A 20,309-nucleotide genomic window follows, 5' to 3' on the forward strand; every position below is an offset into this window, starting at 1 on the left:
TCCTCCGGTCACGACAGGTCCACGCAGACGTTTGTGAGTTCGGAGTAGAAGTCCAGCGAGTGCACGCCGCCCTCCCGACCGATGCCGGACGCCTTCACCCCGCCGAACGGGGTGCGCAGGTCCCGCAGGAACCAGGTGTTGACCCAGACGATGCCCGCGTCCAGCCGCGCCCCGGCCCGGTGCGCCACCCCGACGTCCCGGGTCCACACCGTCGCCGCCAGGCCGTAGTCGGTGCCGTTGGCCAGCGCGTACGCCTCGTCCTCGGTGTCGAACGGCGCGACGTGCACGACCGGGCCGAAGATCTCCTCCCGGTTGGTGCGGGCGTCCGCGCCCAGGCCGGCGAGCACCGTTGGCTGCACGTACGAGCCGCCGTCCCGGGCGTCGCCGAAGGTGGGCGTACCGCCGCCGGTCAGCACCTCGGCGCCCTCGGACCGGGCCAGGTCGTACGCCCCGAGCACCTTGGCCCGGTGCTGCGGGGAGATGAGCGGCATGGTGGCCGTGGCCTCGTCGGTCGGCCAGCCGTACGCCAGCTCGCCGGCCCGCTTCGCCAGCCGGGCGGTGAACTCCTCGAAGACCGGCCGCTGCACGTAGATGCGCTCGGTGCAGAGGCACACCTGGCCGCCGTTGGTGAAGCTGGACCGCACCGAGCCGGCGACCGCCGCGTCCAGGTCGGCGTCGGCGAAGACCAGGCCGGCGTTCTTGCCGCCCAACTCGAAGCTGACCGCCTTCACCCCGTCGGCGGCGGCCCGCATGATCGCGCCGCCGGTGGCCGACTCGCCCGTGAAGGTGATCGCGTCCACGCCCGGGTGGCGGATCAGGAACTCCCCCGCCGAGTCCGGGCCGAAGCCGTGCACGAGGTTGAACACACCCTCGGGTACGCCAGCGGCGGCCATCACCTCGGCCAGCACCGTCGCCGAGGCGGGCGTCTCCTCGCTGGGCTTGACCACCACGGCGTTGCCGCAGGCCAGTGCCGGGGCGACCTTCCAGGTGAGCAGCAGCAGCGGCAGGTTCCACGGCACGATCACCGCGACCACGCCGACCGGCTTGCGGACCGCGTAGTTCAGGGCGCGGCCGCCGGTCGGGGTGACCGTGGTGAACGACTCGGTGGGCGCGGTCGCCACGATCTCCGCGAACGCCCGGAAGTTCGCCGCGCCACGCGGAATGTCCAGCGTACGGGCCTGGGCGATGGACTTGCCGGTGTCGGCGACCTCGGCCGTGACCAGGTCGTCGAAGCGGCGTTCCAGCTCGTCGGCGACGCGCCGCAGCACCTCGGCGCGCTCGCGTTCGCCCATCCGGCCCCACGGCCCGCGCAGGGCCGCGCGGGCGGCGGCCACCGCGTCGTCCACCGTGGACCGGGACGCCTCGGCCACCTCGAAGACCGGCTCGCCGGTCACCGGGCTGACCTTGGTGAACGTCGATCCTCCGTCGACGAACTCGCCGCCCACGAAGTTGCGCAGCCGCGGCGGCCCGGCCGGCGCGCGGCCGGTCATCAACGACGGGTCCCAGAGGTTCGTCACGCGCGCCTCCCTCGGTTGAGCACCGCCGTGACCGCGCCGGCCAGCAGCAGCGCCGCCCCAGCGGCGACCGCGCCGAGCACCCGGTGCTGCCGGCGCACCCGGCGGCGCACCTCGGCGTACGGGGTGGTGGAGAAGGACACCAGCTCGTACTGCGAAACGTACCGGCCGGGCAGGGCCCGTTCCAGCGCGTGCTCCACCCGCCGCCGGGCCTGGAAGACCGGCGAGGCGACCTTGTCGCGCATCTCCACGAAGTTGGTCAGCGCCATCTGCGCGATGGCCTCGGCGTTCTCCTGGCGGCGGCGCTGGAACAGCGGCAGCGCCGCCGTCCACTCGTCGGCGCACTCGTCGAGGCAGCGGTCCAGCTCGACGACGTCCTCGAAGGCACAGTTCGCGCCCTGACCGTAGAACGGCACGATGGCGTGCGCCGCGTCGCCGATCAGGCCGACCGTGCCGTTGACCTGCCAGGGCGTGCTGCGGACCGTGCCGAGCACACCCACCGGGTTGTGCTGGTAGTCGTCGACGAGGGTCGGAGCCAGCGGGACCAGGTCCGGGTACTGCTCGGCGAAGTGCGCCCGGATCGCCGCCGGATCGTCCAGGGCGGCGAAGCTGCCGGCGCCCTCGTTCGGCCAGAACAGCGTGCAGGTGAAGGAGCGGTCCGGGTTCGGCAGCGCGATCATCATCGACGTGCCGCGCGGCCAGATGTGCAGGGCGTCCTCGTCGAGGGCGAAGTCCCCGCCCAGCGGCGGGATCGTCAGCTCCTTGTAGCCGTAGTCGAGGAAGTCCACGCTCTCGCGCAGCAGTCCGTGCGCCAGGAGCTGCCCGCGTACGGCGGAGCCCGCGCCGTCCGCGCCCAGCACCACGGACGCCTTGGCGGCGACCGGCCCCTGCGGGGTGTCGAAGCTCATCGAGCCGTCGGCCGGGTCGAGCCCGACGAGACGGTGGTCGAAGACGACCCGTACCCCGGGCAGTGCGGCCGCGGCGTCCAACAGGGCGTTGTTCAACGCGCCCCGGCTGATCGAGTTGATCGCCCGGTCGCCGGCCGCGCTGTACGACTGGAACTGCGGCTCCCCCTCGACCGGGTGGATCATCCGGCCGCGCATCGGCAGCGCGTCGGCCATCACCTGGTCGGCCAGGCCGATCCGGCGCAGCGCGTCCAGCCCGCGCTCGGAGAGCGCCAGGTTGATCGAACGCCCCCGCTCGGCCGTTCCGGTGCGCGGGTCCGGCCGACGCTCGTACAGCGCCACCGGGTAGCCCCGCCGGGCCAGGAAACAGGCGGCCAGGCACCCGGCCATGCCGGCGCCGATGATCGCGACCTCGTCGCGCCGGGCCGTCACGGGTTCACCTGCCCCACCGTGGCCGCCAGTGCGGCGGCGGCCCGCCAACAGTCGAGGTACGTCGAGTAGAGCGACACCGGGGCAAACCGGACCACGTCCGGCTCCCGGGCGTCGGCGATGACGCCGTGTTCGTACCGTAGGCGCTTGGTCAGCTCGGCGGCGTTGCCGGCGCCGACGCGGACCGAGAGTTGGCAGCCCCGCCGGGCCGGGTCGCGCGGGGTGACCACCCGCAGCGGCCGGTCGGCGGTGACTTCGTCGAGCAGCGACTCCAGCCAGCCGGTGAGGCGCAGGCTGCGGGCGCGCAGCGCCGGCATGCCGACCGCGTCGAACAGCTCCAGCGAGGTACGCACCGGGCCCATGGCGAAGATCGGCGGGTTGGAGATCTGCCACGCCTCCACCGTGGACGGTGGGCGGGACACCGGCGTCATCTCGAACCGGGTGGCCGCCGCAGTGCTCCACCAGCCCTCGAAGCGGGGCAGGTTCGGGTCGCCGAGGTGGCGCTCGTGCACGAAGACGCCGGCCAGGGCGCCGGGACCGGCGTTCAGGTACTTGTAGGAGCACCAGGCCGCGAAGTCGACGTCCCAGTCGTGCAACTCGAGGGGCACGTTGCCGACCGCGTGGGCGAGATCCCAGCCGACCACCGCGCCGGCCGCCCGGCCGGCGGCCGTGATCGCCGGAATGTCCAGCAACTCACCGGTGAGGTAGTTGACCCCGCCGAGGAGCACCAGCGCCACCCGGTCGCCCTCGGCGGCCAGGTAGTCGGTGACGTCCTCGGTACGCAGCGCGTCCTCGCCGGGGCGGGGGCGCAGCCGGACCACGGTCTCGTCCGGGTCCAGGCCGTGGAACCTCGCCTGGCTGCGCACCGCGTAACTGTCCGAGGGGAAGGCGGAGTCCTCGATGACGATGCGGGTGCGCGCGCCGGCCGGGCGGTAGAAGCTGACCATCAGCAGGTGCAGGTTGACGGTGAGCGAGTTCATCACCACGGCCTCCGCGGGCCGGGCGCCGACCAGTCGGGCGGCCGGGCCGGTCAACAGCTCGTGGTACGGCAACCAGGCGCGCTCGGCCTCCAGATGCCCCTCCACGCCGAGCCGTCCCCAGGCGTCCAGGTCGGCGAGGAGTTCGTCGCGGGTGGCCCGGGGTTGCAGACCGAGCGAATTGCCCGCCAGGTACGCCGACTCGGGGTGGTCGCCGCCGTCGGCGGGTGGCACGTGGAAGAGATGCCGGTGACCGGGGTCGGCCTCGTCGAGGCGGTGCGCCTCGTGTTGTGGGGTGTGCATGTCTGGTTCTCCGGTCACATCGCGGTACGGGCCGACCACAGCTCCGGGAAGACCACCCGGGCCATGCTCCGTTGCAGCCACGCCAGGCCGGCGGAACCGCCGCTGCCGACCTTGGCGCCCATCGTCCGCTGCACCGCCTTGACGTGGTTCCAGCGCCAGTCGCCGAACTCCTCGGCGACATCGCTGAGGGCCTCGCCGAGCAGCCGCAGCTGGTTGTCGGGGCTGTTGTCGGCGTAGATCCGCACCCAGGCGGCCTCGACAGCCGGTTGCGGGTCGTGCTCGACCGCGACGTCCCGGCCAAGCAGATCGGCGGGGATGTCGAAGCCGCGCCGGGCCAACAGCGCGACGACGTCGTCCCAGAGACTCGGGGCGGCCAGCGCGGCCGTGAGCGCGGCGTGCACCTCGGTCTGCCGGCGGAACGGGCGGATCAGCGCCGGGTCGCGCAGCCCGAGCAGGAACTCGAGGTGCCGGTACATGGCGGACTGGAAGCCGCTGCCCTCGCCCAGCAGGTTGCGGAACCGGTTGAAGTCGGCCGGGGACATCCACCGCAGGCCCTGCCAGGCGGCGTTCAGCCCCTCCAGGTGCAGGGTGGCGCGGCGCAGCGGAGCCAGCGCGTCCCAGATCCGGTCGGCGCGCAGCAGACGCTGGGTCTCGCGCAGTTCGTGACAGGTCAGCCCGAAGTACAACTCCATGATCTGACTGACCATGAGGAACGACATCTCGCCGGGATCGTCGCTCAGGGGTTGCTGCAACTGGTGCAGCGCGCTCGCCCGCACGTACGCGTCGTACGGCACCAGGTCGGCGAACTCGAGAGTCGGTTCACCGCCATTGCGTGCGGCGCGGGCCGCCCGTTGTCGCGGGGTCACCGGTCGCACCGTGGCGACGCGGTTCGAGGCCCGCCGCTCCGTCGATTCCACCAGTCGTCTCCCTTCCCTGAACTGCCGACGTCATGATCTCGCGGTGGGATCGGCGTACGGAATGCCGGATCAACGGGACTTGCCGTCCTGACCTGGCGAACGCAAGGCAGCTAGGCGAATCCGGTTCACGAAAGTAAGGTGCCAGCGTGGACGACATGGACTGGGCGCTGCTGCGCGAGTTGCAGGCCGACGCCCGGCTCTCCTTCAGCGAACTGTCCCGCCGGGTGCACCTGTCCCCACCGGCGGTCGCCGAGCGGGTCCGCCGGCTCGAGGAGACCGGAGTGATCACCGGCTACCACGCCCACGTCGACCTCACCCGGGCCGGCCGGACGGTGGTCGCCCTGATCCGGATGTCCTGTTACGGGTCCCGCTGCATCCTGCACGACCCGGAGGTGTCCGACTGGCCGGAGATCCTGGAGATCCACCGGATCACCGGTGACGCGTGCAGCATGCTCAAGGTGGCCGCCGGTTCGATCGGAGACTTCGAGGCGGTCATCGACCGCCTGGCCCCCTACGGCCAACCCTCGAGCACCATGGTCCTCTCCACCCCCCTCCCCTGGCACCCCATAACCCCCCACCCCTAACACCCTCCCCGCGCCCCTCCCCGCGCCCCTCCCCGCCCCTTCCCCGCGCCGATCTTGCACTTGCTGTTGCCCAAAAGCCCCTAGTGTCCTGTTTCGTCACCACAGCAAGTGCAAGATCTGTGAGGGTTGCTGTCAAGCGGGGCCTGTCTCGCTAAAGGTGTTTCCGGCGATCTTGGTTAGTAAGTTTCAGCGGCTGGGAAGCGGTCGCTGAAGGTGATGGCAAAGGCGTTCAGGGCGGGTTTCCAGCGCATCGTCCATCGGGTTCGGCCTGCCCCGGTGGGGTCCAGGGATCGGGTTACCAGGTACAGACACTTCAACGCGGCCTGCTCGTTGGGGAAGTGGCCGCGGGCTTTGACGGCCCGCCGGTAGCGGGCGTTGAGCGACTCGATCGCGTTGGTCGAGCAGATCACCCGCCGGATTTCGACGTCGTAGTCGAGGAACGGGATGAACTCTGCCCAGGCGTTGTCCCACAACCGGATCACCGCCGGATACCGGCTGCCCCACTTCTCGGCCAAGTCATCGAACGCCGCCCGGGCCGCCTGGGCGTTCACGGCGGTGTAGATCGGCTTGATGTCGTGCTTGAGCGCGTCCCAGTACTTGCGGGAGGTGAGCCGGAACGTGTTGCGGATCAGATGGATGATGCACGTCTGCACGATCGTGCGGGGCCACACGTTCGTCACCACCTCAGGCAGCCCTTTGAGGCCGTCGCAGACGAGGAAGAACACGTCCTTCACACCGCGGTTGCGCAGGTCGGTCAGCACGCTCATCCAGAACTTCGCGCCCTCACCACCGGTGCCGGCCCACAACCCGAGGATGTCCTTCTCACCGTCGAGCGTGACGCCGATCGCGGCATAGAACGGCCGGTTCGCGACCTGCCCATCGCGGACCTTGACCACGATCGCGTCGATGAACACCGCCGCGTAAATCTCATCCAACGGGCGGTGCGACCAGTCGGTCATCTCCTCGATCACCTTGTCGGTGATCCGCGAGATCGTCTCCTTGGACACCGAGGCGCCATAGATCTCCGCGAAATGCGCCGAGATCTCCCCAGTCGTGAGCCCTTTGGCATACAACGACAACACGACCTCGTCGACTCCGGAGAGCCGGCGCTGCCGCTTGCGGACGATCTGCGGCTCGAACGTGCCGGCCCGGTCCCGGGGCACGTCGATCTGCACCGGACCGGTGCTGTCGGTCAGCACCGTCTTCGCCCTGGTGCCGTTACGGACGTTGCCCGACCCGGCACCGACCTGATCGTGTTTCTCATAGCCGAGGTGCTCGGTCATCTCCTCGTTCAACGCGGTCTCCAGGACCGTCTTGGTCAACTGCTTGAGCAGCCCGTCCGGGCCGGTCAACGACAGCCCCTGTTCCTTCGCGGCCCGAACCAGCTCAGCGGCCGCCTTCGCCTCCGCCGACGGCTCGGGCCGCTTCCTACGTCCGGTCTGGTCGTTCAGTGTCGCGGTCATCACGGCACCCTCCTCACCAGGCACAACGCCCGGCAGGTCAGGCCGGAAACACCGTTAGATCCACAGACCCGTCAAGCGGTGGCTTCGAGGATGCGCCAGATTTGGCGGGCTATGTAGCGTTTGAGGCTGCGGGTGATCTCGGCTGGGGTGTGGCCTTGGGTGGTGCGGCGGTTGACGTAGTCCTTGGTGGGTTGGTGGCAGCGTTGTCGGGCTTTGGCGATGGTGTGCAGGGCGGCGTTGAGGGTGCGGTCGCCGCCTCGGTTGAGGCGGTGGCGGACGGTGCGGCCGGAGCTGGCGGGGACGGGGCTGACGCCGGCGAGTGAGGCGAATGCGGCTTCGCTGCGGAACCGGCCGGGGTGTGACCAGGCGGTCAGGGTGATCGCGGCGGTGACGGGGCCGATGCCGGGTTGGTCGAGCAGGGTCGGGCAGAGTTTGTCGACCAGGGTGCGGATCTCGGTGAGGTTGGCTTTCAGGAGCCGGTCGAGGGTCAGGATCTGCTCGGCGAGGGCTGCTAGTTGACTGCGGCGTAGGTGGTCGCCGCTGTTGTCGTTGGTGAGGGTGGTGGCGTGCTGGACCTGCCGCAGGGTGCTCAGGCCACGTAGTTGGGTGCGTAGGTCGTCGTCGGCGGTGAGGATCACCGATTTGAACAGGTTGATGGTGGCGGTACGGGTGTCGCTGTAGTGGCGGCGGCAGACGTGCAGCAGGCGCAGGGATTCCCGGTCGCCGTCGATGCGGGGCACGGCGACGTGATCGGCGGCCAGCACGGCACGAGCGGCGTGCACGGCGTCCAGCGCGTCGGACTTGCCGCCTCGCCGGCGGCGGCCGGTCGCGGGTTTGGGTGCTTCCAGGACATCTTCACCCGCGGCACGCAGGACCCGTAGCAGGCCGACACCGTGACAGCGGGCACCGTCCAGGGCCCAGGCCCGCCGGCCCGTTCCCAGCACGCTCGTCTGCTGCCGGGCCCAGGCCAGCAGAACAGCGGCACCGTCGGCGGTGGCCGGCACGGTGATCTCGGCCAACACGGTCCCGACCGGGGTGCTGACCACAGCGGTGTGCGTATCGGTATGGGTATCCACACCGATAACCGCGTCGACACGGTCGGCCAGGCGATCTGTCAGGATGCAAGACACGGACGCTTCTCCCTTGCACGGGACGACGTTCGGACGGCGTCGGCCCGGGAGACGATCACCCGGCGGCATATCTGTGATGAGTCACGCGATACCAGTCGCGGACAGGCTTCTGATCAGGCCAGCAAGGTGGGCCGGGCCGACGCCGGTAACCCACGAGGACAAGTCGCACTCCACGGCACACCCTCTGACGGCGGCCAGATCTTGCATGAGTCACTCGTCGATCACCGACGTCGAACCCTACCGATGCCAGCCTCCCGGAACCGGCCCACCTATAGAAGCGTCGCGGGACTGAAGGCGTAGCTCGACGTCGATCATGGGGTCGTGGTGGGTAGATGGCGCTGGTATGCGCCTTTCGCGGGGCACCACAACTCCATGATCGACGGGGCGGGGGCGGAGGGCGGGCGGGGGTGGGTTTGTTGGGGGGGTGGGGGGAAAGCAGCCGCGTACCCAGGGGAGGGTTCCGGCGGTCGTCGCCGGTTGGGGGGAAATCATGCAGGGTCTTCGCACGATCAACCGCGCGCTCTCGTCCGCTCTGACACTTGTCGGACTGATCGGGGCGTTCGTCCTGCTGTCGGTCACGCCGGCCCACGCGGGCGAGAACACCTTCGTCGAGGTGACGCCGAACAGCGTCCCGGCGGGCAGTCGGGTCACGATCCGCGCGAGCTGCGACAACAACAACGACCGGCAGGCGAATGTGCGCTCCGACGCGTTCGGGCACGTCATGCTCAGGCCGGACAACGGCTTCCTCAAGGGGGAGGTCACCGTTCCGGGCAACAAGGAGCCCGGTGACTACCAGGTCGACCTGCGCTGCCAGAACAACCAGACCGCCGAGACGATGCTGACCGTGCTCAACATGGCCTCACCCAGCAAGGGGCCGGCGACCGGGGGCGGCGGCACCGCCGGCGGCCGGGGCACCGGCTCGGTCCTGGTCATCGGCGGGGTGGCGCTGGTGGCCGCCGCGGTCGCGCTCGGCATGGTGGGTAACCGGCGTCGGCCCGGAGCCGGCTCCTGACCCGGAGCTGCCATGACCCGCAGATCCGCGCGTACGCGGCGGGACGGCTCAGCCCGCTCCACTCGACCGGACGGTGCGGCTCGCGTCCGGGCCGCGAAGACGCTGCGCGCCACCGGCCGGCTGGTGGTTCGGGCCTCGGGCCGACTGCGGCGGGTCGCCGGACAGGCGTTCTCCGCCAGCGTCGCCACCATCGACCCGGACGCGCGACCGCTGCCGCCACGGCGTCCCGGCGGGCCGGCGCTGGGCCGGCGTCGGCTGGGCGGCGACGGGCCGGGGGTGCCGGTCCTGGTCATCGCGTCGCTGATGGTGCTGATCGTGGCGATGCTCGGCGTCGAACGGGTGACCGGGGTGAGTCTGCTGCCGGACCGGATCAGTGCGGGCCTGCGTCCGCCGCCGAAGAAGTTCCCGGTACTGCCGGCCAGTCGCCCGACCGACCTCGCCATCGACACGATCGACCTGCGGGCACCGCTGCACGACGTGGGCATCGCCCCGGACGGCACCATCGCCGTGCCCGACGTGGCCCGCGCCCAGGAGGCCGGCTGGTACGACCAGGGCCCCACCCCGGGGCAGTACGGCCCGGCGGTGATCGTCGGGCACGTGGACACCACCACCGGACCGGCCGTCTTCCACCGGCTACGGGAGCTGCGCTCCGGCGACCAGGTCGACATCACCCGCGCCGACGGTCGGGTGGCGGTCTTCGAGGTGGACTCGGTGGAGCGGTTCGACAAGGAACGGCTACCGGTGGAAGAGGTGTACGGCGACTTCAGCCGTCCCAGCCTGCGGCTGATCACCTGTGGCGGACGGTGGGTGGGTGGTGAGACCGGCTACTCGGACAACCTGGTGGTCTTCGCCTCGCTGGTCGAGGCCCGTGACGGGTGACCTCCCGCGCCGCCGTCCAGGTACGCGGCGAGCCGGGCGGCACCGGTGAGCATGGCCCGGCCGCGCTGGGTGAGCCGTCCGCGCCACTGGGCCAGCGACGCGGCCAGTGGTTCGGCGCCCCCGGCGTCCCGTACCCGGTGCAGCACCTCGGCGATGTGACTCAGCCGGTAGCCGCCCCGGCGCAGCAGGTGGGCGAGTTCGGCGTCCCGGACGTCGTCGGGCGAGTAGACGCGGTGGCGGGTGACCCGGTCGCGCTCCGGTCGCAGGATTCCGGCCGACTCCCACTTGCGCAGCGTCGCCGGTCGTACGCCGAGCCGGTGCGCGAGCACGCTGATCGGTACGGCCCGCCGGGTCAGCGGTGCGGGCGTGCCGGCGGTGAGCGTACTGACCGCCGCCTCGACCGCGTCCAGCGTCTCCCGGTCGCGTCGTAGCTGGTCGTGGCTGTGGTCGATCGCCCGCAACGCCGCGTCGATCTCGCCCCGGTTGACGGCGCGCATGATGTCGCCGCCGGCCGCGTGACCGTGGCCCGCGACGAGGGCGAGGTAGGCGGCCAGTGCCCGGGCGTGTGTCTCGGTGAACCGGCGGTACCCGCTGACGGTGCGCTCGGCCGGCGGCAGCACACCGTCACGTTCGTAGTTGCGCACGGCCTGCGCCGACAGTCCGTGCCGCCGCGCGAGGTCGATCGGTCGGCGTACCCCCGGGTTTGAGGGTTTTAGGGTGACCACCGTGCTCCCTGGCTCTGAAGTCTCAACCGCTGGTTCAACGATACGGTCGATGCAATGACCACTCTTCTCGACCTGCTCACCGCTTCACCGACCCTGCTCGCGCTCGGCGAGCCCACGCATGGTGAGTCGGCGTTCCTCCAGATCCGCAACGACACCTTCCTGACGCTGGCCGAGCACGGTTACCGCTCCATCGCCCTGGAGAGCGACCGGGCCGCCGGGCTGCTCGTCGACGATTTCGTGGGCGGCGGCCCCGTGCCGCTCGACCGCGCGCTCGCCGAGGGGTTCAGCCACGGCTTCGGCGTCGCCCCGGCCAACCGTGACCTGCTGCTGCGCATGCGGGAGTGGAACGCCGGACGGCCCGTCGGGCAGCGCCTGCGGTTCCACGGTTTCGACGCGCCGCTGGAGATGGAGGGCGCCCCGAGCCCGCGCCGGCACCTGACGCTCGTGTGCGAATTCCTCGAACTCGACCGGTCGGCGGAGATCGACGACCTGGTCGGGGACGAGGCCCGGTGGAGCGACACCGCCGCCGTCTGGGAGCCGGGCCGGTCGGTCGGACGTTCGCCGGAGGCGCAGCGGCTGCGGGTCCTCGCCGACGACCTGCTGACCGAGCTGTACCGCCAGGCGCACCGCCGGTCCGCGGGCTGGCACGAGGCGCACGTGCACGCCACGTCCGCGGTCGCGTTGCTGCGGTACCACGCCGCCGCGGCGGTCGACCTCGCGCAGGAGGAACGGTTCGCGCACCTGGCCGGGGTCCGGGACGCGCTGATGGCCGAGAACCTGCTCGCGATCCGGGCGGTGGAGGCCGACCGGGGACCAACGCTGGTCTTCGCGCACAACGGGCACCTCCAGCGCCATCCGACCACCATGACGGTCGGTGGCGCGACGGTGTCGTGGGCCGGTGCCGGCGCGATCGTCGGTGCGCTGCTCGGCGAGCGGTACGCGGTGGTCGTCGGCAGCCTCGGCGCGAGTCCCGCGCTCGGCATCGACGCGCCCGCCGCGTCGAGCTACGAGGGTCGGCTCCGGCAGCGGGGCGACCTTCCCGGGTACGTCCCGACGGCCGACATCGCGCCGGCCGAGCGCAGAATGCACGACTACCGCTACGTCCCGCTGGACCAGGCCGCCATCGATCACGCCGACGCGGTACTGCACATCCCGACCGGAGTCGACCCGGCCGTGCTCGCCGAGCGCATCGCCGCACTGCCCGGCGTCGAGCAGGTGGTGGCGAGCGCGGAGAACGGGTCACCGGAGGGCGCGTGGGGCGATCGCTTCTTCCACGTCGGACCGGACCGCCGCCAACCGTTCGCCACCATCGTCGAGCACGACGTGCCGGGCTTCGACGAGGCCGGGCAACTCGACCGTCCCGGCGTCTTCCGCCTCAACCTCGACCTGGGTCGGGCCGAGTTCACCAAGGCGTTCGGCTTCGCGCCCGGGGCCTTCGAGGAGCACCGGGACGACTTCGACTACGCCCGGCTGGACACGCTCACGCCGCACCCGGGCTACGCGCTGTACGGCTTCGCCAGCATCGTGATGCCAGGTCCGCAGATGCTGCCCAAGGTCGACCGGCTCCTCGCGATCGCGCACCGCCGGGCCGTGGACCGGCACGAGCGCGCGACGCGTCGGGCCGCCGACCCGCAGGCCTGATCGGCCCGGTCAGGCCGCCGCTTCGGGCTCGCGCAGGTCGAGCCAGTCGGCCCAGCGCGGGTCCGGGGCGCGGTGCCCGAGCACCCGCCACGCGGTGCCCTTCGGCGCGGCCGGCAGGGCGTGCAGCCGCCAGCCCAGCTCGGCCGGGGTCTTGTCGCCCTTGGTGTGGTTGCACCGCGCGCACGCGGCGACCACGTTCTCCCACGCGTGCCGGCCGCCCCGGCTGCGCGGGAAGACGTGGTCGATGGTCTCCGCCGGGCCCCGGCAGTAGGCGCACCGCCATCCGTCCCGGGCGAAGATCGCGCGACGGGACAGCCCGACGTGGGTGCGGTAGGGCACCCGGACGAAGCGGGTCAGCCGCACGACCGACGGCACCGGCAGCGCGTCCCGGGCGCTGTGCAGGATGCCGTCGCCGTCGGCGACGCAGACGGCCTTGGCGGAGAGGACGAGGATCGCGGCGCGACGCACCGACACGACACACAGCGGCTCGTAGGTGGCGTTGAGAACCAGCGCGCCGGAGCCCACCGTGGGTCGTATGTCAGGCATCGCGCTCACCCTCCCGGTTCAGCGGCTGCTGCGAACCCGCCGCCGACCGGAGTTGGGCACGAGGGCCCGCACCGTCGACGCCCGTTCGATCACCGACGTCCGTTGCGCCAATAGTCCCTGATCGGACCCCGGATTGCACGTACTAATCCGGGGTCGGATGTGAAGCTCTTTTCCGCACCTGTCACGATGGCCGGTTCGCCCCGGTCCGACCCTGCGCTCCGGCGCATCTCACCCGGCTGGTGGGTCGGCGACGGCCGGCCCGAGGTGTTGCGGTACGAAGACAGGGTGAGTGCCGCCAGCGTGACGCCCCTTGCCCTGCCCGACGCCGTATCGGTGAACTGTCAGGGCAGCACCTCCTGCGAGTGGATCTACGGGATCACCCACTCGGCGTGGTTCGCCGAGGGCAGCTACTGGATCCTGCTCAAGCCACTGCGGGTCGTGCTGATCCTGGCGCTGGCGATGGTGGCCCGCTGGGCGCTGCACCGGACGATCAACCGGCTGGTCCGGACGACCACCGACGGCGCGGTGCCGACGATGCTGCGGCCGCTGCGCGAGCGGGTGCCCACGGCGGCGGTCGACCCGGCCGAGTTCGTGCCGGAACGGCGGCGCCAGCGGGCCGAGGCGATCGGCTCGGTGCTGCGCAGCCTGACCACGGCGTTCGTCTTCGGCATCGCGCTGTTGATGATCCTGCGCGAGTTCAGCTTCGACCTGGCGCCGCTGCTGGCCAGCGCCGGCATCGCCGGCGTGGCGCTGGGCTTCGGCGCGCAGAGCCTGGTGAAGGACCTGATCGCCGGTCTCTTCATGCTCATCGAGGACCAGTACGGCGTGGGCGACAACGTCGACCTCGGCGAGGCGACGGGCGTCGTGGAGTCGGTCGGGCTGCGCGTCACCACCGTCCGGGACGGACGCGGCGTGCTCTGGTACATCCGCAACGGCGAGATCATCCGGGTGGGCAACAAGAGCCAGGGCTGGGCGCTGGTGGTGGTGGACCTGCCGATCGGCTTCAGCGGTACGGAGGAGGCCAGCGCGGTGCTGCGCACGGCCGCCGCGTCGGTGGCGGTGGACCCGGAACTGTCGCCGGAGATCGTCGAGGCGCCGGAGGTGCTGGGCGTCGAACAGATGACGGTGGACGGCGCCGTGATCCGTACGGTGGTCAAGACGACTGCCGACGGCCAGTTCGCGGTGGGACGGGAGCTGCGGCGCAGGTTGGCGGAGGCGTTGGAGAACTCGGGTATCACCGCGCAGATCGCCGCCGCCCGCATCTATCCCGGCGTGCCGAGCCGGCCCCTGTCGGAGGGTGAGACCGGCCAGGGCGGCGCCACCTGACCCGGTGATACTGGCCGGCAATCCAGGGCTCGCGGTCCACCCGGCCCCTGGAGTATCGTCCGTTCGTTCAGTCGGGGATGCGACGAACGATCCGTTCGCCCTAGCTAGTTGTCGGATGATCGGGCAGAATCCCGAAGCACGCGTTCCCGCTGGAGCGCGGTCACATCCTCGCTGATCCGACAGATCTGACGAGTGTTCCCGGCCCGGCGGCCACAAGCAGCCGTGTCCGGGGGCCGATGGAGGCGACGGTGCCCGACGAGAGACCTTCCGCGGAAGGTCCGGCCACTTTTCGCGAAGTGTTCGCCCAACGTGAGTACCGGGCCGTCTTCCTGGCGGGGTCGCTGTCCTGGATCGGTGACTACGTCGCCAGGGCCGCCGTCACCCTCCTCGTCTACCAGCAGACCAGGTCCGTCGCGCTCTCCGCCGCCGCGTTCGCGGTGAGCTACCTGCCGTGGCTGCTCGGCGGTCCGCTGCTCTCCGCGCTGGCCGAGCGGCACCCGTACCGGCGGGTGATGGTGGCGTGTGACCTCATCCGGATGGCGCTGATGGTCCTCATCGCCCTCCCCGGTCTGCCCGTCCCGGTGGTGCTGGTGCTCCTCTTCACCACCACGCTGGCCAACCCCCCCAGCCAGGCGGCGAAGTCGGCGCTGCTGCCGCAGATCCTCACCGGTGACCGGCTGGTGCTCGGACTGTCGTTGAACGGCAGCGTCGGGCAGGCCGCACAGGTCGTCGGCTACCTGTTCGGCGCCGCCGTCGCCTCGATCGACCCGACGGCCGCACTGCTGTTCAACGCCGCGACCTTCGGCTTGTCGGCGCTGCTGCTGCGCGTCGGCGTCCGCGACCACGCCGCCGCGATGACCACCGCCCACCGCAGCCACCTGCTGCGCGAGACCGCCGAGGGCTTCGGGATCGTCTTCCGTACGCCGGTGTTGCGGGCCATCGCGGTGCTGGTGTTCAGCGCGATGCTCTTCTCGATCGTCCCTGAAGGGCTGGCCGCCGCCTGGGCCAACGAGGACGCCCGGACCGGCATGGCCGCCGGTACCGCCCAGGCCGTCATCATGGTCGCCAGTCCGGTGGGCTTCATCCTCGGCGGACTGCTGGTGAGCCGGTTGTGCGGCCCGGCCCGCCGGTTGGTCCTGATGCGCCCGCTCGCGGTGCTCGCCCCGCTGGCGCTGGTGCCCGCCCTGTTCGATCCGCCACCGCTGGTGGTGGCGCTGCTGGCCGCCCTGAGCGGCTTCGCGGTCGCCGGCATGATCCCGATGGCCAACGGGCTGTTCGTCCGGGCCCTGCCGAACGGGTTCCGGGCTCGCGCGTTCGGCGTGATGGCCACCGGTGTGCAGGTCATCCAGGGCGTCGCCGTGCTGGTCACCGGGTTGCTCGCCGAACGGTTCCCCATCCCGGTGGTGGTCGGCCTCTGGAGCGCCGCCGGGGTGCTGCTGATGACTGTCGCCGCTCTGCGCTGGCCGAACCGGCGGACGGTCGAGGAGGCAGTGGCGGCTGCCACGGCCGTCAACGTCGCGCAGGCCGGCGCGGCGGGCGACGTCGCCGTCGACGGGACGACGCCGCTCGCCGATCCCCGTACGGGCGGCGGCCACCGCCGGCACGCGGTCACGTGATCCACGGCGTGAGCCGACGCACGGTCTCCGGGTCGGGTCCACGGCCGACGCACCTGGCAGGATGGAATGGTGAACCCCGCAGGTGAATCCGACCGTCCCGACGCGTCGATGACGCTCTTCGAAGCGGTCGGCGGCGAACCCACCTTCCGCAGGCTGGTGGACGAGTTCTACGTCGGTGTCGCCAGCGATCCGCTGCTGCGACCCATGTATCCGGAGGAGGACCTGGGTCCGGCGGCCGACCGGCTGACCCTGTTCCTGATGCAGTACTGGGGTGGGCCGAACACGTACTCGGCGCAGCGTGGGCACCCGCGGCTGCGGATGCGGCACGCGCCGTTCCGGATCGGCGCGGCCGAGCGGGACGCCTGGCTGCGGCACATGCGCCAGGCGGTGGATCGTCTCGACCTGGAACCGCAGCTCGCCGTCGCCCTCTGGGACTACCTGGAGCGGGCCGCGTACTTCATGGTCAACGTCATGGAGGACCCGGCGGAGCGCGCCTGACGGCGCGCGTGCCGGGTGTGCCTGCCGCGGCCCGTCTCAGAGCAGCGCGCCCTCGTCGTGCAGCCAGTCCACGAAGCTGGTCGCCACTGCCGCGCCGCAGTCGAGCATCTCGACCAGCAGCGCGTCGTGCGTACCGGCGCCGAGGGGCACCTGTAGCTCGGCGTAGATCGGCAGCTGCCCGCGCTCGGTCGGATCGCCGATGTACGCCTTGCAGAAGCGGCGGGTGTGGTTCCACTCGTTGACCACCCGGTAGGCCCGGTCGGCCCAGTCCGGCGGAACCGTGGCGTGCGGACGGGCCCGCATCACCAGGATCTCGTCCTCCGGACCCTCGAGGGTCACCAGCACGGCGTGGCGCTCCCACATGGCCAGCAGGTTGCCGTCACCGTCGGCCAGGTAACGCACGTCGAGCAGGTCGAGTGCGTCACAGACCCGGCGCAGGCTCACCGGCTCGATGGTGGCCGCCATCTCGGCCAGTACCGGTCGGTCGCTGCCCGGGCAGTCGTCCCCCGGCTGGCGAGGACTCGGCGGCCCGACCCGGACCGCGCTCTCCACTGTGATCCCGCTTCGGGTTTCCGGATCACCGCCGTCGGCGGGACCGGGGCGCCATGACCACCACGGCATCGCTCGTCGCACCTCACTCCCCAGCGGATCCAGTCGCCTACGGTGCGTTGGATCCGAGGATGGACGGTACCCGGACAGCCGGGTTGAAGCACCCCCCCAACGACCCCACCGGCCCAGAAGAATGAATGGGGGTCATCCGTTCGGACGAGAAGTGAGGGGGGTCACGGCAAGATCGGTGGCCTTCTGCAACCAGGCCGCTCCGTACGGTCCCACCAGGCCCACCCAGCGGCCGGCGACCCGTACCCGCACCCCGGCCCGTGCCGGAGGGGCGCTCGGGTCGTCGACCGCGCCCAGGAAGCCCATCCGGACCAGCCCCTGCACCAGCCGCTGCGGCACCTCGACCGGCGGACCCGGCGGATCGTCCGGGGTGACCACCACGGCCACGTGGTCGAGCAACGCGTCGCGCAGGGCCCGCTGACCCACCGCGCGGCCCGCCACCCCCTCCTGGCTCGCCGTGCGCAGGGTGCCCGCCGCCGCGGCCGCGATCCGGCGCACCTCGACGCCGGGCAGCACCTCGACCGGCTCGCTGCGCGACGGCGGCAGGGGCCAGCGCCACTGCGCGTCCCGGCGCTCCGGCAACGCCGTACCGCCGCGCCCCAGCTCGGCCAGCAGGTCGGCCGCGCTTACGGTGACGTCCCCGGGGGCGTCGCCGGCCACCGTGGAGGCGACCAGCACCTGCCACGGCAACCGCGCCCACAGGACGACCCGGCCCGGAGCGCCGGCCGGACGCAGCCGCACCGGCGCCGCCGGGTCCAGCCGGACCAGCCGGGCCAGGAAGGCGCCCGCGTCGGCCACCCCGGCCAGGCCGTGGCCGGGCGGCGACACCGCCACCCGGTCCGCTCCCGGCCGCGTCACGATCCACCGCCCTGCGGGGCGTACGTCAGCAGGAAGTCCCGCTCCTCGACGGTGATCCGCCGGGGCACCTGACGGGTCAGGTCGAACGGCACCAGCACCGAGCGGGCTCGGCTGGCCAGCACGTCACCGTCGTAGAGCTCGTAGGCGACGGTGAACCGGGACGCCTTGATCTCCTCCACCCACAGCTCGATGCGGACCGTGGGCGCGGCCTCCGCGGTGGCCCGGCCCAGCGCGTAGTCGACCGGGCGCAGGTAGTCGACCTCGTGCCGGCGGATCACCACCCCGTCGGCGAACGAGCCCACTCCCCAGGCCCGGCCGCCGGCGAACATCAACGCCACCCGCGCCTCCTCGTACAGGGTGAGGAAGCGCGAGTTGTTGACGTGGCCGTACGCGTCCAGGTCGGACCAGCGCAGCGTGCAGTGGTAGACGAAGCGGTCAGTCACGGGTCAGCTTGCGGTAGGTCACCCGGTGCGGTCGGGCGGCCTCCGCGCCGAGGCGGTCGATCTTGTTCTTCTCGTACGCCTCGAAGTTGCCCTCGAACCAGAACCACTTGGCCGGGTCCTGGTCGTCGCCCTCCCAGGCCAGGATGTGCGTGGCGACCCGGTCCAGGAACATCCGGTCGTGGGAGATGACCACGGCGCAGCCGGGGAACTCCAGCAGGGCGTTCTCCAGGCTGGAGAGCGTCTCCACGTCCAGGTCGTTCGTCGGCTCGTCGAGCAGGATGACGTTGCCGCCGATCTTCAGGGTCAGCGCCAGGTTGAGCCGGTTGCGCTCACCGCCGGAGAGCACCTTCGTCGGCTTCTGCTGGTCCGGACCCTTGAAGCCGAAGGCCGCGATGTACGCCCGCGACGGCATCTCGACCTTGCCCACCATCAGGTAGTCCAGCCCGTCCGAGACGACCTCCCAGACGGTCTTGTCGCCGTTGAGGCCCTCGCGGTTCTGGTCGACGTACGACAGCGAGACGGTCGGACCGACCCGCACCTCGCCGCCGGTCGGCTCCTCCAGCCCGACGATGGTCTTGAACAGGGTGGTCTTGCCGACGCCGTTCGGGCCGATGATGCCGACGATGCCGTTGCGCGGCAGCGAGAACGACAGGTTGTCGATGAGCAGCCGGTCGCCGAAGCCCTTGCTGAGGTTGTTCGCCTCGATGACCGTGCCGCCCAGGCGCGGGCCCGGCGGGATCTGGATCTCCTCGAAGTCCAGCTTGCGGGTCTTCTCCGCCTCGGCGGCCATCTCGTCGTACCGATCGAGGCGGGCCTTGGACTTGGTCTGCCGGGCCTTGGCGTTGGAGCGGACCCACTCCAACTCCTCGGTGAGGCGCTTCTTCATCTTGGCGTCGCGGCGGCCCTCGACGGCCAGCCGGGCGGCCTTCTTCTCCAGGTAGGTGGAGTAGTTGCCCTCGTACGGGTACGTCCGGCCGCGGTCCAGCTCCAGGATCCAGTTGGCCACGTTGTCGAGGAAGTACCGGTCGTGCGTGATCGCCATGACCGTGCCGGCGTACTTGGCCAGGTGCTGCTCCAGCCAGGAGACGCTCTCCGCGTCCAGGTGGTTGGTGGGCTCGTCGAGCAGCAGCAGGTCGGGGGCCTCCAGCAGCAGCTTGCAGAGCGCGACCCGGCGGCGCTCACCACCGGAGAGCTGGGTCACGTCGGCGTCCGGCGGCGGGCAGCGCAGGGCGTCCATGGCCAGTTCGAGCTTGGAGTCGATGTCCCACGCGTCGAGGTGGTCCAGCTCCTCCTGGAGCCGGCCCATCTCCTCCATCAGCTCGTCGGAGTAGTCGGTCGCCATCTGCTCGGCGATCTTGTTGAACCGCTCCAGCTTGGCCTTGGTCTCGGCGACCGCCTCCTCGACGTTGCCGAGCACCGTCTTGGCGTCGTTGAGCGGGGGCTCCTGCGCGAGCATGCCGACGGTGTAGCCGGGCATGAGCCGGGCCTCGCCGTTGCTCGGCTTGTCCATGCCTGCCATGATCTTGAGGAGGCTGGACTTACCGGCGCCGTTCGGGCCGACCACACCGATCTTGGCGCCCGGCAGGAAGTTCAGCGTCACGTTGTCCAGCACGACCTTGTCGCCGTGCGCCTTGCGCGCCTTTTCCAGGACGTAGATGAACTGGGCCACGGTGCGGGCTACCTCCGTCGGTTTACTGTCGCCTGAGTGGGCGGCGCGGCGCGAGCTGGCACCTCCGCCCGCCGCCGCCGGCCGGGAGCCGGCCGCGCGCACGCCATCGTCAATCCTGACAGGTACGGCGCGCTTCGCCCACATCACCCCGCCGCAGGAGTACGCCGACGAGCCGCGTTGCCTCCGACCGCCGGGCTGTCGACAAGATCACCTTCAGGATTCACCGCACGCGAGGCGGGTAGGAGACTCCGGCACG

19 protein-coding genes are annotated in these 20,309 nt (G+C 71.3%); 7 read left to right on the forward strand and 12 right to left on the reverse strand.

Annotated elements, in window-relative coordinates; genetic code table 11:
* Positions 1 to 8 precede the first annotated feature (8 nt).
* Genes ACN269_RS13415 through ACN269_RS13430 form a run of 4 tightly spaced genes read right to left on the reverse strand, consistent with a single transcriptional unit; the run spans position 9 to position 5,045 of the window.
* Positions 9 to 1,490, reverse strand: a complete 1,482-nt coding sequence (locus ACN269_RS13415) for a 2-hydroxymuconic semialdehyde dehydrogenase (protein ID WP_421476315.1) — start codon at positions 1,488 to 1,490, stop codon at positions 9 to 11.
* 23 nt (positions 1,491 to 1,513) lie between these two features.
* Positions 1,514 to 2,851: an FAD-dependent oxidoreductase gene (locus ACN269_RS13420; protein WP_421472765.1), complete on the reverse strand. Its 1,338-nt coding sequence runs from the start codon at positions 2,849 to 2,851 to the stop codon at positions 1,514 to 1,516.
* Positions 2,848 to 4,128 (reverse strand): kynureninase, encoded by a 1,281-nt coding sequence (kynU, locus tag ACN269_RS13425; protein ID WP_421472766.1) that lies wholly within the window; start codon positions 4,126 to 4,128, stop codon positions 2,848 to 2,850. The genes ACN269_RS13420 and kynU overlap by 4 nt, the downstream gene beginning before the upstream one ends.
* Before the next feature lie 14 nt (positions 4,129 to 4,142).
* Complete coding sequence (locus ACN269_RS13430; protein ID WP_421472767.1) at positions 4,143 to 5,045, reverse strand: tryptophan 2,3-dioxygenase; 903 nt, start codon at positions 5,043 to 5,045, stop codon at positions 4,143 to 4,145.
* Positions 5,046 to 5,191: 146 nt separating this feature from the next.
* Here ACN269_RS13430 and ACN269_RS13435 point away from each other — a divergent pair, with 146 nt between their 5' ends.
* On the forward strand, positions 5,192 to 5,629 hold the full coding sequence (locus tag ACN269_RS13435; protein WP_421472768.1) for an Lrp/AsnC family transcriptional regulator: 438 nt from the start codon (positions 5,192 to 5,194) through the stop codon (positions 5,627 to 5,629).
* A 176-nt stretch (positions 5,630 to 5,805) separates the two neighbouring features.
* Here ACN269_RS13435 and ACN269_RS13440 read toward each other — a convergent pair whose 3' ends face one another.
* Entirely contained in the window at positions 5,806 to 7,092 is a 1,287-nt protein-coding gene (locus ACN269_RS13440; protein WP_421470792.1) for an IS256 family transposase, read from the reverse strand.
* 71 nt (positions 7,093 to 7,163) lie between these two features.
* The gene (locus tag ACN269_RS13445; RefSeq protein WP_421472077.1) at positions 7,164 to 8,138 is read right to left on the reverse strand and encodes an IS110 family transposase; all 975 of its coding nucleotides are present in this window, start codon (positions 8,136 to 8,138) and stop codon (positions 7,164 to 7,166) included.
* A gap of 574 nt (positions 8,139 to 8,712) precedes the next feature.
* On the opposite strand from ACN269_RS13445, the gene ACN269_RS13450 reads away from it, so the two are divergent.
* Both ACN269_RS13450 and ACN269_RS13455 read left to right on the forward strand, forming a co-directional pair.
* Entirely contained in the window at positions 8,713 to 9,234 is a 522-nt protein-coding gene (locus ACN269_RS13450; protein WP_421472769.1) for a hypothetical protein, read from the forward strand.
* A 12-nt stretch (positions 9,235 to 9,246) separates the two neighbouring features.
* Positions 9,247 to 10,113 carry a class F sortase gene (locus tag ACN269_RS13455; RefSeq protein WP_421472770.1) on the forward strand — a complete coding sequence of 289 codons (867 nt, stop codon included), beginning with the start codon at positions 9,247 to 9,249 and terminating at the stop codon, positions 10,111 to 10,113.
* On the opposite strand, the gene ACN269_RS13460 is transcribed toward ACN269_RS13455, so the two are convergent.
* Entirely contained in the window at positions 10,059 to 10,838 is a 780-nt protein-coding gene (locus ACN269_RS13460; protein WP_421472771.1) for a TioE family transcriptional regulator, read from the reverse strand. The genes ACN269_RS13455 and ACN269_RS13460 overlap by 55 nt on opposite strands.
* Positions 10,839 to 10,892: 54 nt before the next feature.
* On the opposite strand from ACN269_RS13460, the gene ACN269_RS13465 reads away from it, so the two are divergent.
* Entirely contained in the window at positions 10,893 to 12,479 is a 1,587-nt protein-coding gene (locus ACN269_RS13465) for a DUF6194 family protein (protein WP_421472772.1), read from the forward strand.
* Between the two features lie 9 nt (positions 12,480 to 12,488).
* On the opposite strand, the gene ACN269_RS13470 is transcribed toward ACN269_RS13465, so the two are convergent.
* Positions 12,489 to 13,025, reverse strand: a complete 537-nt coding sequence (locus ACN269_RS13470; protein ID WP_074313833.1) for an HNH endonuclease — start codon at positions 13,023 to 13,025, stop codon at positions 12,489 to 12,491.
* A gap of 267 nt (positions 13,026 to 13,292) precedes the next feature.
* Here ACN269_RS13470 and ACN269_RS13475 point away from each other — a divergent pair, with 267 nt between their 5' ends.
* From ACN269_RS13475 to ACN269_RS13485, 3 genes are all read left to right on the forward strand, one after another.
* Complete coding sequence (locus ACN269_RS13475) at positions 13,293 to 14,351, forward strand: mechanosensitive ion channel family protein (protein ID WP_421476317.1); 1,059 nt, start codon at positions 13,293 to 13,295, stop codon at positions 14,349 to 14,351.
* A 236-nt stretch (positions 14,352 to 14,587) separates the two neighbouring features.
* Positions 14,588 to 15,967 (forward strand): MFS transporter, encoded by a 1,380-nt coding sequence (locus ACN269_RS13480; protein ID WP_421472773.1) that lies wholly within the window; start codon positions 14,588 to 14,590, stop codon positions 15,965 to 15,967.
* Between the two features lie 66 nt (positions 15,968 to 16,033).
* Complete coding sequence (locus tag ACN269_RS13485) at positions 16,034 to 16,465, forward strand: globin (RefSeq protein ID WP_421472774.1); 432 nt, start codon at positions 16,034 to 16,036, stop codon at positions 16,463 to 16,465.
* A gap of 36 nt (positions 16,466 to 16,501) precedes the next feature.
* Here ACN269_RS13485 and ACN269_RS13490 read toward each other — a convergent pair whose 3' ends face one another.
* The 4 genes from ACN269_RS13490 to ettA form a co-directional block, all read right to left on the reverse strand.
* Positions 16,502 to 17,086, reverse strand: coding sequence for a YbjN domain-containing protein (locus tag ACN269_RS13490; RefSeq protein ID WP_355052276.1), 585 nt, complete (start codon positions 17,084 to 17,086; stop codon positions 16,502 to 16,504).
* Between the two features lie 132 nt (positions 17,087 to 17,218).
* Entirely contained in the window at positions 17,219 to 17,941 is a 723-nt protein-coding gene (locus tag ACN269_RS13495) for a hypothetical protein (RefSeq protein ID WP_421472775.1), read from the reverse strand.
* On the reverse strand, positions 17,938 to 18,384 hold the full coding sequence (locus tag ACN269_RS13500) for an acyl-CoA thioesterase (protein ID WP_421472776.1): 447 nt from the start codon (positions 18,382 to 18,384) through the stop codon (positions 17,938 to 17,940). Before ACN269_RS13500 ends, ACN269_RS13495 begins: the two co-directional genes overlap by 4 nt.
* The gene (ettA, locus tag ACN269_RS13505; protein WP_421472777.1) at positions 18,377 to 20,053 is read right to left on the reverse strand and encodes an energy-dependent translational throttle protein EttA; all 1,677 of its coding nucleotides are present in this window, start codon (positions 20,051 to 20,053) and stop codon (positions 18,377 to 18,379) included. The genes ACN269_RS13500 and ettA overlap by 8 nt, the downstream gene beginning before the upstream one ends.
* Positions 20,054 to 20,309 lie beyond the last annotated feature (256 nt).

Source organism: Micromonospora sp. WMMD736, assembly GCF_049179015.1.
GTDB lineage: Bacteria > Actinomycetota > Actinomycetes > Mycobacteriales > Micromonosporaceae > Micromonospora.

What these genes read in the sequence shown, in the direction of transcription:
- ACN269_RS13415 (WP_421476315.1), bottom strand. Translation starts at nt 1,490, where the DNA reads ATGACCGGCCGCGCGCCGGCCGGGCCGCCGCGGCTGCGCAACTTCGTG.
- kynU (WP_421472766.1), bottom strand. Translation starts at nt 4,128, where the DNA reads ATGCACACCCCACAACACGAGGCGCACCGCCTCGACGAGGCCGACCCC.
- ACN269_RS13440 (WP_421470792.1), bottom strand. Translation starts at nt 7,092, where the DNA reads ATGACCGCGACACTGAACGACCAGACCGGACGTAGGAAGCGGCCCGAG.
- ACN269_RS13450 (WP_421472769.1), top strand. Translation starts at nt 8,713, where the DNA reads ATGCAGGGTCTTCGCACGATCAACCGCGCGCTCTCGTCCGCTCTGACA.
- ACN269_RS13455 (WP_421472770.1), top strand. Translation starts at nt 9,247, where the DNA reads ATGACCCGCAGATCCGCGCGTACGCGGCGGGACGGCTCAGCCCGCTCC.
- ACN269_RS13465 (WP_421472772.1), top strand. Translation starts at nt 10,893, where the DNA reads ATGACCACTCTTCTCGACCTGCTCACCGCTTCACCGACCCTGCTCGCG.
- ACN269_RS13470 (WP_074313833.1), bottom strand. Translation starts at nt 13,025, where the DNA reads ATGCCTGACATACGACCCACGGTGGGCTCCGGCGCGCTGGTTCTCAAC.
- ACN269_RS13480 (WP_421472773.1), top strand. Translation starts at nt 14,588, where the DNA reads ATGGAGGCGACGGTGCCCGACGAGAGACCTTCCGCGGAAGGTCCGGCC.
- ACN269_RS13485 (WP_421472774.1), top strand. Translation starts at nt 16,034, where the DNA reads ATGGTGAACCCCGCAGGTGAATCCGACCGTCCCGACGCGTCGATGACG.
- ACN269_RS13490 (WP_355052276.1), bottom strand. Translation starts at nt 17,086, where the DNA reads ATGCCGTGGTGGTCATGGCGCCCCGGTCCCGCCGACGGCGGTGATCCG.